At 28.0% G+C, this 14104-nt stretch carries 14 protein-coding genes; 10 read left to right on the top strand and 4 right to left on the bottom strand.

All coding sequences use genetic code 11. The features are described 5' to 3' along the window. Positions 1–23: 23 nt before the first annotated feature. Positions 24–2498: a DsrE/DsrF/DrsH-like family protein gene (locus ACQRD5_RS15045; RefSeq protein ID WP_427747002.1), complete on the top strand. Its 2475-nt coding sequence runs from the start codon at positions 24–26 to the stop codon at positions 2496–2498. 220 nt (positions 2499–2718) lie between these two features. Here ACQRD5_RS15045 and ACQRD5_RS15040 read toward each other — a convergent pair whose 3' ends face one another. From ACQRD5_RS15040 to ACQRD5_RS15030, 3 genes are all read right to left on the bottom strand, one after another. Next, entirely contained in the window at positions 2719–3228 is a 510-nt protein-coding gene (locus tag ACQRD5_RS15040) for a hypothetical protein (protein WP_320900565.1), read from the bottom strand. Continuing rightward, on the bottom strand, positions 3200–3346 hold the full coding sequence (locus ACQRD5_RS15035; RefSeq protein ID WP_308780363.1) for a DUF2225 domain-containing protein: 147 nt from the start codon (positions 3344–3346) through the stop codon (positions 3200–3202). Before ACQRD5_RS15035 ends, ACQRD5_RS15040 begins: the two co-directional genes overlap by 29 nt. Positions 3347–3468: 122 nt before the next feature. After that, entirely contained in the window at positions 3469–3699 is a 231-nt protein-coding gene (locus ACQRD5_RS15030; protein ID WP_294187594.1) for a DUF2225 domain-containing protein, read from the bottom strand. A gap of 153 nt (positions 3700–3852) precedes the next feature. Here ACQRD5_RS15030 and ACQRD5_RS15025 point away from each other — a divergent pair, with 153 nt between their 5' ends. From ACQRD5_RS15025 to ACQRD5_RS15000, 6 genes are all read left to right on the top strand, one after another. Then, on the top strand, positions 3853–4644 hold the full coding sequence (locus tag ACQRD5_RS15025) for a GTP pyrophosphokinase (protein ID WP_291630483.1): 792 nt from the start codon (positions 3853–3855) through the stop codon (positions 4642–4644). Positions 4645–4837: 193 nt separating this feature from the next. Continuing rightward, entirely contained in the window at positions 4838–5773 is a 936-nt protein-coding gene (locus ACQRD5_RS15020) for an ABC transporter permease (protein WP_291630481.1), read from the top strand. Further along, positions 5773–6726 (top strand): iron chelate uptake ABC transporter family permease subunit, encoded by a 954-nt coding sequence (locus ACQRD5_RS15015; protein WP_291630480.1) that lies wholly within the window; start codon positions 5773–5775, stop codon positions 6724–6726. The genes ACQRD5_RS15020 and ACQRD5_RS15015 overlap by 1 nt, the downstream gene beginning before the upstream one ends. Continuing rightward, a complete protein-coding gene (locus ACQRD5_RS15010; protein WP_291630479.1) occupies positions 6723–7478 on the top strand; it encodes an ABC transporter ATP-binding protein in 756 nt (251 codons plus the stop codon). The genes ACQRD5_RS15015 and ACQRD5_RS15010 overlap by 4 nt, the downstream gene beginning before the upstream one ends. 51 nt (positions 7479–7529) lie before the next feature. Beyond that, positions 7530–8483, top strand: coding sequence for a siderophore ABC transporter substrate-binding protein (locus tag ACQRD5_RS15005; protein WP_291630478.1), 954 nt, complete (start codon positions 7530–7532; stop codon positions 8481–8483). A 218-nt stretch (positions 8484–8701) separates the two neighbouring features. Beyond that, on the top strand, positions 8702–9253 hold the full coding sequence (locus ACQRD5_RS15000) for an NADH peroxidase (RefSeq protein WP_294187590.1): 552 nt from the start codon (positions 8702–8704) through the stop codon (positions 9251–9253). Positions 9254–9301: 48 nt separating this feature from the next. Here the strand turns inward: ACQRD5_RS15000 and ACQRD5_RS14995 are convergent, their stop codons facing one another. Continuing rightward, the gene (locus tag ACQRD5_RS14995; protein ID WP_291630476.1) at positions 9302–9640 is read right to left on the bottom strand and encodes a hypothetical protein; all 339 of its coding nucleotides are present in this window, start codon (positions 9638–9640) and stop codon (positions 9302–9304) included. A gap of 370 nt (positions 9641–10010) precedes the next feature. Between ACQRD5_RS14995 and cls the strand changes: the two genes are divergently transcribed. The 3 genes from cls (at position 10011) to aroB (ending at position 13973) form a co-directional block, all read left to right on the top strand. Next, positions 10011–11438, top strand: a complete 1428-nt coding sequence (gene cls, locus ACQRD5_RS14990) for a cardiolipin synthase (protein ID WP_291630475.1) — start codon at positions 10011–10013, stop codon at positions 11436–11438. Between the two features lie 362 nt (positions 11439–11800). Continuing rightward, complete coding sequence (aroF, locus tag ACQRD5_RS14985) at positions 11801–12814, top strand: 3-deoxy-7-phosphoheptulonate synthase (protein WP_291630474.1); 1014 nt, start codon at positions 11801–11803, stop codon at positions 12812–12814. 121 nt (positions 12815–12935) lie between these two features. After that, positions 12936–13973, top strand: coding sequence for a 3-dehydroquinate synthase (gene aroB / locus ACQRD5_RS14980; protein WP_291630473.1), 1038 nt, complete (start codon positions 12936–12938; stop codon positions 13971–13973). The last annotated feature ends 131 nt before the right edge of the window (positions 13974–14104 follow it).

Genomic DNA, 14104 nt, shown 5'->3' with positions numbered 1-14104 from the left:
TATAAATGCCAGGAGGATTAATAATGAAACAAAAAGTATTAATAGTTGGAGGAGTTGCAGCAGGAGCTTCAGCTGCTGCTAGACTTAGAAGGTTAAAAGAAGACATAGATATAGTAATTTTTGAAAGGGGAGAATATATTTCTTTTGCAAATTGTGGACTACCTTATTATGTAGGAGAAGTAATACAAGATAGAGAAGCACTTTTACTTCAAACACCTGAACAAATGAAAGATAGATTTAATATAGATGTAAGAATAAATAGTGAAGTTATTGAAGTTAATCCAAGAAATAAATCAGTAAAAGTAAAAAGTAAAAATGGTATATATGATGAAAGCTATGATTATTTAGTTTTAGCACCAGGTGCAAAACCAATAACTCCTAATTTACCAGGAATAGATAGTAATAAAATTTTTACTGTTAGAAATGTTTCAGATATAGACAAGATAAAATCATACGTAGATAAAGGAAGTACAACATCAGCAGTTGTTATAGGTGGAGGCTTTATCGGTATTGAGATGGCAGAAAACTTAAAAGAAAAAGATATTAATGTAACATTAATAGAAGCTGCTCCACATATTTTAGCACCATTTGATTCAGAATTTTCAAATATAATTGAAAAAGAATTAAATGATAATGAAGTAAGTATTATTTTAAATAATAAAGTAATTGCTTTCTCAGAAGAGGGAAATTCAATAAATGTAATGCTTGATGATGAAAGAGTTATTAAAGCTGATATGGTTATATCTGCTATAGGGGTAATGCCTGATACAAGATTTATAAAGGATACTGGAATAAACCTTGGAGAAAGAGGTCATATAGTAGTAAATGAGAATATGGAAACTGATATAGAAGGAATATATGCAGGTGGAGATGCTGTAGTAGTTAGAGACTATGTAAATGGAAAAGAAGCCTTTATACCCCTTGCTGGACCAGCTAATAAGCATGGAAGAATAATTGCTGATAATATTGCAGGCATAAAGAGTGCTTATAAGGGAAGTCTAGGAACTTCAATAATTAAAGTATTTGATATGGTAGCAGCTTCAACAGGTAATAATGAGAGAACCTTAAATAGATATGGAATTGAATATGATAAAGTCTATTTACATCCTATGAGCCATGCAGGGTATTATCCTAACGCAATTCCCTTAAATATTAAAGTGATTTATGACAAAGAAGGTAAGATATTAGGAGCACAAGCACTAGGCTATGAGGGCGTGGATAAATTTATAGATGTAATTGCAACTTCAATAAAGTTTGGTGGCAGAATGGAAGATTTAGCTGAATTAGATTTAGCTTATGCACCACCGTTTTTATCAGCAAAATCACCAGCTAATATGGCTGGATTTATGGCAGAAAACCAAAGAAAAGACTTAGTTAAGTTAATAAACGTAGAAGAACTAAAGAATTTTAATAGTGATAAGCAAATTCTATTAGATACTAGAGATGTGGAAGAAGTTGAGTTAGGCAGTATAGAAAATTCATTAAACATACCACTTAATGATTTAAGAAGTAATTTAGATAAATTAGATAAGAATAAAGAAATATTAGTATATTGTGCAGTGGGTATAAGAGGATATATTGCAGCTAGATTACTAGAAGCAAATGGATTTAATGTTAGAAACTTAAATGGTGGATATAAAACTTATTCAAACTGGGATTATAAAGCAAAGACTATAGATTTTAATGATAATGAAGAGGATGTAGTTATGAAGGAAGTTGCCTTAGATAAAGTTAGAAAATTAAATGCAACTGGATTATCATGTCCAGGACCTTTAATGCAAGTTAAGATGACAATGGATACAATGTTTGACGGTGAAGTATTAAAAGTTAAAGCTTCTGATCCAGGATTCTATAGAGATATAGAAGCATGGGCAACTAAGACAAACAATAGATTAATAAATCTTGAAAAGAGTAAGGGAATAATAGAAGCAACGCTTATGAAATGCTCAAATCAGTTATTAGGTGAAGATGAATTAGAAGATAAAGTTTCAAAAACTCTTGGACAAGGAAAGAAACTAGCACCAGTTAAAGATGGGCAAACTATGGTAGTATTTAGTGGCGATTTAGATAAGGCTATAGCTTCATTCATTATTGCAAATGGTGCAGCTACTATGGGTAAAAAAGTAACTATGTTCTTTACTTTCTGGGGATTAAATGTACTTAGAAAACCAGAAAAGGTTAAAACTCCAAAGAATATAATAGAAAAAGCCTTTGGAATGATGATGCCAAGAGGAAGTAAAAAATTAGGACTTTCAAGAATGAATATGGGTGGCATGGGTGCTAAGATGATTAGAGGTGTCATGAAGAATAAAAATATTCAATCTTTAGAAGAACTTATGGAAGCAGCTATTCAAAGTGGAGTAGAAATAGTAGCATGTACAATGTCTATGGATGTAATGGGAATTAAAAAGGAAGAATTAATAGATGGAATAACTTATGGTGGTGTTGGATATTATCTAGGTCAAGCAGACGACTCAAATATAAACCTATTTATTTAAGTAATAGATAATAGGGAAGAGTGAAGAGTTTAAGTGGGAATTCCTCTGTATTTGGAATTTAAAATAAGTAAATAGGCAATTAAATGAAGAGATAAAAGAAAATAGATAATAATGAATATAGAGGTTTCCTTTGGACAACCTCTTTGTTCATTGATTTTATATTTTTAAGTATTAATTTTATATTTAATAATAGCTTTTTATTAAGGTGCAAGTAATTTACCTAATTTCGCGTTTGAGATTCTTCATACTTAACATATTCATAATTAATAGTAGAGACATTACTATCTAATTCTTCAAGACTTCTATTTTGAAGATCCATGTTAGCAGTAATTTCTTCAGAAAGTGCTGAATGTTCTTGAGAAATAGTAGTAACCTTATACATTATAGATAATACATTATCTTTTTCAGAAGAAGCAGAAGTCAGATTTGCTATACAATCATCTATTTCCTTAACAGAGTCACTAATTGAAGATTTCTCTGCTTGTGTTAGAGTAGCATTAGATAGTGATAATAAAGAGTTATTGACATCATTAATAGCACTAGATATTCTAGAACTATTCTTCCCTAAGGTGACCATTTCATTTTTAAATTTTTCAGCAAAATTTTCTTTTTCTTTAATTTCATCAGCTGCAAATTCATCGACGATACTATTTTTTCCTTTAGCTGATTTAGTAGCTTTTTTCTTAGAAAATAAACCTATTTTATAACCTCCTAATTTTATCTTTTCCATATCGAGCCATTTCTTTTACCTTTTGAGGTGAGCCTATAGATGTAATGACCTCGGAAAACCATCTTAAGGCTGTTTTTTCTTCATCAATTCTTCTATTTATTTCTCCAATTAGAAACATAATAGAAAATCTATTTAATCCATAAACTGGAGTTTTTCATTTATATAAGTATCATTAAAAGAAAGTAATGCTTGACTTAAATAATTTTTTTCATTATCGTCTTGTGATAATAATCTATACATTCAAGCCCAAACTTCATAAAAGTAAGGATTTTCACTTGAGTATCTGATAAATAAATCTGAATCTCTAGATTTAACCCTAGGAGCATCTACTTTAACAGCTAAAGTATTAAATTTATTTTCACATATTGGGCATAAAATTTCTTTGAAAAATAAGTTTTTTGTATCAATAGTATCTTTGTCGTTTTTATTAGATAAATTTTTAATATGTGTGCTTTTTAATGAACTTATCATAGGTTATCACCTTGTATTACCAATTATATCTAATTATGAAATAATATAAAAAATGCAGGTAGAATAATTAATTTGAAGAAATAAGATTTTGATTACACATATTAAGTTTTTTGATATAATAATTAAGGTGAAGTTTGAAAAGGGTGATATAATATGGCGATAAATGATTGGAAAAGTTTCTTTATGCCTTATGAGCAGGCAGTTGAAGAGTTAAAAGTTAAACTCAAGAGTATTAGAAAAGAATATAGAAAAAGAAATGAGTACTCACCAATTGAGTTTGTAACTGGAAGGGTTAAAGAACTTTCAAGTTTATTAGAGAAAGCTAATAAATTTGAAATCCCAGTAGATAGGCTACAATATGAAATTGAAGATATAGCTGGAATAAGAATAATGTGTCAATTTGTAGATGATATAGATACTGTAGTTGAAATAATAAGAAGAAGAAAAGATATGCAGATACTTTATGAAAAGGACTATGTTAGAGGTGTAAAAGAAAGTGGATATAGAAGCTACCACATGGTAATAAAATATCCAGTTAACATGGCAGAGGGGCAAAAAGAAATATTAGCTGAATTTCAAATAAGAACTTTAGCTATGAATTTCTGGGCTACAATAGAGCACTCATTAAATTATAAATATAAAAAACAATTACCAGATGTGGTAAGAGATAAGCTTAAGAAAGCTGCTGATGCAGCCTTTGAATTAGATGAACTTATGCTAGATATTAAGGATGAAATAAAGGATGCACAAAAGTTATTTGAAATTAAGTCAGATATTATTACTAATATAATGAATAATATCCTTGCTTTAAAATCCTTTGGAAAAGTTCAAGAAGCTAGTAGATTTGAAAGTTCATTAAATAAATTAGTGCAAGATGGAGAAATAAATGAACTAAATAATCTTTTAGTTTTAGTAAAGAAAGAAGTTAAAAAATATAGAGACTAAAATTTATAAATTAAGAAATTATAAGATAGAATTTACCTAGTTTAATTCTTACTTCTGTGGAACAGAAGGAGAATTTATGTAAATTCTATCTTTTTCATTTAAAAATATAAAAATAAAACATTGACAATGATAATCTATATCAACTATAATAATAATCAGTTGATATAGATTATCAAGTAACGGGAGTGAGCATATGACTAAAAAATCTTTATTGGCTATTACTATTATCTTATCAGTAATATCCATATTTATTGGAGTGTCTAAAATAAATATATTAAGCTTAAGTCCTTCGGATATAGAAGTTCTTATGATAAGCAGATTACCAAGGCTATTAAGTATATTAGTTGCAGGAATAGGAATGAGTATAAGCGGTGTTATTATGCAACAAATAAGTAATAATAAATTTATTTCACCTAGTACAGCAGCAACGGTAGACTCAGCGAAATTAGGTGTTTTATTTTCCCTAATAATATTTTCATCAGCGAATATATTTCAAAAAATGATGCTATCTTTTATATTTTCATTATTAGGAACTTTTATCTTTATGACTATTTTAAAAAAGATAAAAATAAAAAATGTTATTTTTATACCTTTAGTTGGTATTATGCTTGGAAATGTAATAGGATCAATAACAGATTTTTTTGCCTATAAGTACAATCTTAATCAAAGTATGGGGGCTTTTTTACAAGGGAATTTTTCAACTGTGTTAAAAGGGAACTATGAAATATTGTATTTAAGCATACCGCTAGTAATTATAGCATTTGCTTATGTACATAAATTTACTTTAGCTGGTATGGGAGAAGAAATGTCAGTAAGTCTTGGTTTAAATTATAAGAGAGTTACTAATCTTGGAGTTGTAATAGTAGCTATAATTTCATCATTAATTGTAATTACTGTAGGTAGCATTCCTTTTGTTGGATTAATAATACCTAATATAGTTTCTATATGGAAAGGGGACAACCTTAAAAATAATATGCCTATAGTTGCATTACTTGGAGCAAGCTTTGTTTTGGCATGCGATATTATAAGTCGTTTAATAATTGCCCCTTATGAAATTCCTATAGATTTAACTATTGGAGTTATTGGTGCTGTAATCTTCCTTTATCTAATATTTAGGAGGAATAAATAATGAAAAAAAATAAAAGAAAAATAATTATATTATCTTTAATTGCAATAATATCTTTAGTACTTTTTGTAGTATGGGGATTAACAGTTAAAAATTATAGGTTTAATTTATCTATTAGAATTCCAAAGGTATTAGGAATCTTAATAGCAGGTACTACAATTTCAGTAGCATCAATATTGTTCCAAACAATAACAAATAATAGGATTATTACACCAAGTATTATTGGTCTAGATTCATTATATGGCTTGGTACAAACTTTAGTAGTTTTTATTTTTGGATCAACGTCAATATTTATGGTAAACAAAACAATAAACTTTTTATTATCAGCAAGCTTAATGGTTACTTTAGCAATGATACTTTTTAAAGTGGTTTTAAAGAAGGGGAATAATAATATATTCTTTCTATTATTAGTTGGAACAGTAATTGGAACTCTATTTAGAAGTTTATCTTCTTTCATGCAAGTAATTATAGATCCTAACGAGTTTGATGCCCTTCAAGCAAAGTTATTTGCCTCCTTTAGTTTAGTTAATACAAAGATATTAGTAGTATCAGTAATTATACTAGTTATTATGGGAGTTATATTATATAGAGATTTTAATAAATTAGATGTTATGTCTTTAGGGAGAGAACAAGCTATTAACTTAGGAGTTGATTATGATAAGTTTAGCAAAAAAATACTTTTTTTTGTTGCAATACTAGTTTCTTTATCAACAGCCTTAGTAGGACCTATAACCTTCTTGGGAATAATAGTTGTTAATTTAACTTATGAAATAACTAAAACTTATAAACATTCAGTACTTCTTATAGTTGGAACTCTTATAAGTATTATAGCTTTAGTAGGGGGACAGTTCTTAGTAGAAAGAGTGTTCAATTTTACAACAACTATAAGTATAATAATTAACTTCATTGGTGGAGTTTACTTTATAAATCTATTATTAAAGGAGAGTAAGCTATGATAGAAGTAAAAAATATTAACAAAAGTTATGGAAGTAAAAAGGTTGTGGATAATGTTTCTTTTAAAATAGAGGAAGGAAAAATCACTTCTTTTATAGGGCCTAATGGAGCAGGAAAAAGTACAGTGTTATCTATGATATCAAGACTTTTAGATGCTGATTCAGGTGAAGTATTTATAGATGGTAAAGAGATAAAAGATTGGAATTCAAAAGATTTATCTAAGAAATTATCTATATTAAAACAAAGTAACACTTTAAACATAAGATTAACAATAAGGGAATTAGTTTCCTTTGGAAGATTTCCTTACTGTGAAGGTAAATTAAAAAAAGAAGATGAAAAATTTGTAGATGATGCTTTAAACTATATGCAGCTAACAGATATTCAAGATAAATATCTTGATGAACTAAGTGGTGGACAAAAGCAAAGAGCTTATATAGCAATGATATTAGCACAAGATACAGATTACATACTTTTAGATGAGCCTTTAAATAATTTAGATATGAAGCATTCAGCAGAAATGATGAAAATGCTAAGACAAATGGTTAATGATTTTGGTAAAACAATAATTATAGTAATTCATGATATTAATTTTGCATCATGCTATTCAGATAATATAGTAGCATTAAAGGATGGCAAATTAGTAAAACATACAACAACTGAAGATATGATAACGGAAAATAATTTAAGTTGTCTTTATGATATGAATTTCAATATTAGAGAAGTTAACAATCAAAAAATATGTATTTATTTTTAAATAGTATAAGAAGTTGAAAAATAATATTTATATAAAATGGAGGAATTATTAATGAAAAAGAGATTTTTAGGTCTATTAAGTATGGTCATGTTATTATTAGTAGGAGTTGTAGGTTGTAGCACAGGAAATGCTGAAGGCAAAAATGCAACAAATGAAGAAAATAAAACAGTAGTAGTTACAGATCAAAAAGGTGAAGTTGAAGTACCAGTTAATCCTAAAAATGTTGTAGTATTAGATTTAGGTTCATTAGATATAATGACAAAGCTAGGTATTGAACCAGTTGCACTTCCAAAGTCAACATTACCATCATATTTAGATAAATATAAAGATGATAAATATGTTGATTTAGGTTCATTAAAGGAATTTGATTTAGAAAAGATTAATGAAGTTGAACCAGATTTAATTATAATTGAAGGAAGACAAGAATCATATTATGAAGATTTAAAGAAAATTGCTCCAGTGTTATACTTAGGTACAGCTAATAGCGATATATTTGCTTCAGCTGAAAATAATGCTAAAGTTTTAGGTAAGGTTTTTGATAAGGAAGAAGGAGTTATAGCTGAATTAGAAAACATAAATAAGAGATTAGAAGCAGTAAATGCAAAGGTTAAAGAAGGTAATTTTACAGCTTTAATGACAATGTTTAATGAAGGTTCATTATCAGTTTATGGAGAAGGTTCAAGATATGATATGGTTTATAGCAAGTTTGGATTTACTCCAGCTGATACACAAATAGAAGCATCAACTCATGGACAAAATATTTCATTTGAATATTTAAAAGAAAAGAATCCAGATTATTTATTAGTTTTAGATAGAGGAGCAATAACTGGAGCACAAGCATCAGTTAAAGAAACTGTAGAAAATGAATTAATAAAGACAACTAAAGCCTATGAAAAAGGACATATAGTATATGTAAATCCACAAGCTTGGTATGTTGGTGGAAGTGGAATAATGGCAATAGATACTATTATTTCAGATATAGAAAAAGCAGTTCATATTAAGTAATAAAATATAATAGAAGTTAATATATAAAAAAAGGAAATTTTAGCAATGAAATTCTCTTTTTTTATTTTTAATAAATAAAAGAAATTAAATTTTTATAAAAAAATTTTAATTTTTATCTTTACAACTAATAATTATTATTATATAATAACTTATGTCGAGAGACGAAGTTATTTGAAATAAATTTATTATTGAAATTAAAGTGTAGGAGGAGTTTAATTATGAAAAAATTTGTTTGTACAATATGTGGATATGTATATGAAGGAGAAGCTGCACCAGCAGAGTGCCCAATATGTAAGGCTGGAGCAGATAAGTTTGTAGAACAAACTGGAGATTTAAAATGGGCTGATGAGCACAGAGTAGGAGTTGCTAAAGATGTAGATCCAAGAATCATGGAAGGTTTACAAGCTAACTTCATGGGAGAATGTACAGAAGTTGGAATGTACTTAGCAATGTCAAGACAAGCTGATAGAGAAGGATTCCCAGAAGTTGCAGAAGCATATAAGAGAATAGCTTTTGAAGAAGCTGAACATGCTGCAAAGTTTGCTGAATTAATTGGAGAAGTAGTAGTTGCTGATACAAAAGCTAACTTACAAGCTAGAGTAGATGCAGAACACGGTGCTTGCCAAGGTAAGAAGGATTTAGCTACTTTAGCTAAGGAATTAAACTTAGATGCAATTCATGACACAGTACATGAAATGTGTAAAGATGAAGCTAGACATGGACAAGCGTTCAAGGGATTATTAGATAGATATTTTGGAGATAATAAATAACTCTTATTAAATATATAAAACCAGTAAAAAGAAACTACAAAGGAGTGTTTAAAGCTCATTTGTAGTTTCTTTTTTATATTTGACATCTTTCCAATTTTTAACAATTACCCAGTATAATATTCCACCTAACATATAAGCAAAAACATCCCATATATCTGATACGGTATCAAATCGGTATAAAGGTGTAATGAATTCCCAAAACACTCCACAAGAAAACATTAATAATTCTATTTGCCATAATTTATGCATCTTAATATTACGAAAGCTTAACACTAGATTAGTGTATGCAGTAAATGTCATACCTCCTGTTATGTCATTAAAATAAGAGGTCATAAACCATTTAATAGCTTCATTTGATATTTGCTCTTTAATTTGATTATTAAACAAATATAGTAAAACACTAATTAGTATTATAACTAAATTTTTTTCTTAGAGAAAAGAAAATATTATAAGTGCAACTAAAACTGCGCCTACAATTCCCCAAAATGATAAGCCATTTCCACCATTACCATTAGACATTTATAATACCCCCATCAACAAAATTTTACATAATATATATTAATTTTATCATTAATAGTTTGAATTTTCAATTAATGATTCTTGCATAAATGATTATTGCTATGTTAGTATATAAATTTAAATGCAAATAATTAAAAAACATATGATTAAAAATAAATATATACTTTAAATAAAAATAAAATAAATTATAATTAAAGAATAGCATAAAATTGTTAGACAAAGAAATGAGGTAAACTTAATGAATGTATCTATTATATTATTTGTAGCCTATTTAATTAATATTATATTTGCATTTTCCTTAATATTTATTGAAAGAAAGGAACCAAATACTACATGGGCTTGGTTAATGATTCTTTTAGTTTTGCCAGGTATTGGATTTATAATTTATTTATTTCTTGGTCAAAACTTAAGCAGACAAAAGATATTTAGAGAAAAGAAAGTAACAGATGAAAAAAAGGTAAAGGAATTATTAGAAAAGTTCAAAAGAGAAAAAGAAAACAGTAATATATCACAAGAATTTATGGATCTTATTAGGATGAACTACAATAATTCTGGAGTGCTATACACTTCTGGGAATAAGGTTGATACATTTATTGATGGTGAAGAAAAGTTCAAAGCTTTAATAAATGATATTAGATTAGCAAAGAAATTTATACATATAGAATACTATATATTTAGATTGGACGGTTTAGGTAATACTATAATTGATGAACTTAAAAAGAAGGTTGAAGAGGGAGTAGAAGTTAGGCTTTTAGCTGATGGCATGGGATCTAAAAGCTTAAGAGGTAATAAAATAAAGTATATAAGAAGTCTAGGAATTAAATTCCACTTATTCTTTCCAGGATTCTTACCTTATGTTAATACACGTCTAAACTTTAGAAATCATAGAAAAATAGTAGTAATAGATGGAAAAGTTGGATATGTTGGAGGATTTAATGTAGGAGATGAATATATAAATAAAGGAAAGCAGTTTGATTATTGGAGAGATACTCACATTAGAATTCAAGGTGAGGCAGTTAATGAATTAAATAAAAGATTTATTTTAGATTGGGATTATGCATCAGAAGGAGAGCTTAAAAGTTATGATGATTACTTCTTAAAGCAAGAGGATTATGGAAATATAGGAATGCAAATAATTTCTTCTGGTCCTGACCATAAAGAAGAATTTATAAAAAATGCTTATATGAAAATAATTAATAATGCAAAGGAAAGAATTTATATACAGACACCATATTTAGTTCCTGATGAACCAATAAAGGAAGCTTTAAAAATAGCAGCTTTATCAGGTGTAGATGTAAGGATAATGGTTCCTGGTAAGCCAGATCACTTTTTTATGGAATGGATATTAAGTGCTAATATGGGAGAACTTATGGAATGCGGCGTTAGGATTTATAAATATCAAAAAGGATTTATTCATTCTAAAACTATTATTGCAGATGGAAAGGTTTCTAGTATTGGAACTGCAAATTTAGATATTAGAAGCTTTCAACTTAATTTTGAAATTAATGCAATAATATTTGATAGTGATTTTACTAAGGAACAAGAAAAAATATTTATAAATGATATTAAGGATAGTAAGCAAGTTATCTTTGAAGAGTATAATAATAGAGGTAGATCTATAAGAATAAAAGAAGCATTAATAAGGCTTATAGCGCCAATATTATAAAGTATAGAATTAGTAAATTTTTCTTACAAGTATTATTAAAAAGTAAAAATATTTATAAAAATATTGACAAAGTATCGAACTTTGGTATAATTAGGTAAAGAAATTTAAATTTATGGAGGACTTTATGAAAGGAATTACAAGCATAATAGCAAAATTTAATAGCTTTTTTTACTTTATATTCTGGGGCTTTTTCTTTAGCGCTGGCTATTTATTTTGCAAAAAAAATAATTCTTTTCAAAGTGAGTTTTTAATATAAATTTATATATTTCGTGTTATGAATATATGGTTATTACAAGAGAACTCCTAGGAGTTCTCTTTTTTATATAAATAAAAAATATTTAATAATAAAAGGGGGCATATTTATGGTAATAATTTTAAAACCAAGAACTAAGGAAGAAGAAATCAGAAAATTAACTGAGGAATTAGAAGGTCAAGGAGTAAAGGTAAATCCGGTTATTGGATCGGATCTAATTATCTTAGGACTTGTAGGAGATACAAGTAAAATAGACTCTAGAAAAATCGAAGCTAACGATGTAGTAGAAAAGGTAATGCATGTGCAAGAACCTTTCAAGAAGGCTAATAGACTGTTCCATCCAGATAATAGTATAATTAAAGTTGGAAACAGTGAAATTGGTGGAAATAAGATAGCTATGATAGCTGGACCATGTTCAGTAGAAAGCGAAGAACAATTAACATTTGTAGCTGAAGAAGTTAAGAAATTAGGGGCAAATTTCTTAAGAGGAGGAGCATTCAAACCAAGAACTTCACCTTACAGCTTCCAAGGCTTAAAATATGATGGACTTGAACTTTTAAAAATTGCAAGAGAAAAGACAGGTCTACCAATAGTAACAGAAATAATGTCACCATATGATATTGAAATCTTCGAAAGAGATGTAGATGTTATTCAAGTTGGTGCTAGAAATATGCAAAATTTCGATTTGTTAAATGAATTAGGTAAAACTACTAAGCCTATACTATTAAAAAGAGGATTATCAGCAACTATAGAAGAATGGTTAATGTCAGCAGAATATATAATGGCAGGTGGAAATGAAAATGTAATTTTATGTGAAAGAGGTATAAGAACTTTCGAAACTTATACAAGAAATACTCTTGATTTAAGTGCAATACCAGCAGTTAAGAAATTAAGCCATTTACCTGTAATAGTAGATCCTAGCCATGCAACAGGAAAGAGATTTATGATATCTCCACTTGCAAAGGCTGCAATAGCAGTAGGAGCAGATGGATTAATAATAGAAGTTCACAATAATCCAGAAAAAGCACTTTGTGATGGACCACAATCTATTAAGCCAGACCACTATGAAACATTAGTTAAGGAATTAAAAGCAATTGCTGCAGCAGTAGGAAGAGAACTGTAAAAGAAATGAAGAATGTAAAATTTAAAATGTAGAATTGTTGAAGAAATTCAGCTTAGGCTGAATTTCCACATTAATTTTTCATTTTACATTCTACATTATACATTTAAAGGAGGGTTTTTTCGTGAAGTTAACTATAGATTTACCTCACAGTAGTTATGATATAATTATACAAAAGGGTTTGCTTAGTAATTTAAGTAAGGAAATATCTGAAGTATTTAAAGGGAAAAAGATATTTATTTTAACAGATAAAAATGTTGATAATTTTTATGGAGATAAAGTTCTTAAGGAGCTATCTGATTTTGGATATGATACTAATAAGTTAGTTCTTGAACCTGGGGAAGAAACTAAGGGATTTTTTACTTTACCAAGGATATATGATGAACTCTTAAATTTTAAACTTACAAGAAGTGATTTGATTTTAACTCTAGGTGGGGGAGTAATTGGAGACTTAGGAGGCTTTGTTGCATCTACCTTTCTTAGAGGAGTTCCCTTTATACAAGTACCTACAACTTTATTAGCTCAAGTTGATAGTAGTGTAGGGGGAAAAGTTGCTGTAGATTTAGATAAGGGTAAAAATCTTGTAGGTAGTTTTTATCATCCTAAAAAGGTAATAATAGATCCAGAAGTTTTAAATTCATTAAGTGATAGAGTATTTAATGATGGTATGGCAGAAGTAATAAAATATGGTTGTATAAAAGATAAAGAGTTCTTTAATAATTTATTACAGTACGAAAATAAAGAAGAAGTTATGAACAATATTGAATATATTATTCACAATTGTTGCAAAATTAAGAAAGAAGTTGTGGAAAAAGATGAAAAAGATACTGGAGAAAGAATGCTTTTAAATTTTGGTCATACAATAGGGCATGCTATTGAGCAATATTATAACTACAATAAATATACTCATGGAGAAGCTGTAGCTATAGGAATGTACGAAATTACAAAAATAAGTGAAGCATCTTTTGAAACAGAAAAAGGAACAGCAGATATAATTAAGAATATATTGATAAAGTATAATCTTCCTTATAAATTAGATATTGATATTAATGAAATAAAAGAAACAATTTCATTAGATAAAAAGAATATAGATAACAAACTAAATTTAATATTTATAAGTAAAATTGGAGAAAGCAAAATAGTAAAAAGAGATAGTTTATAAGTAAGAAGTAAGAAGTAAAAGTGAATAGTGAATAGAGAATAGTGAAGAAGTAAGAGTTATATCTGGGGAAGTAAAAGAGAAGGACGAGTAGATAAATAGCTATCTTATATTTTGCATTCTACATTTTAATA

This window comes from Clostridium sp. SGI.024 (genome assembly GCF_050315195.1).
Lineage (GTDB): Bacteria > Bacillota > Clostridia > Clostridiales > Clostridiaceae > Clostridium.
This window is presented reverse-complemented; position numbering and strand designations above follow the sequence as displayed.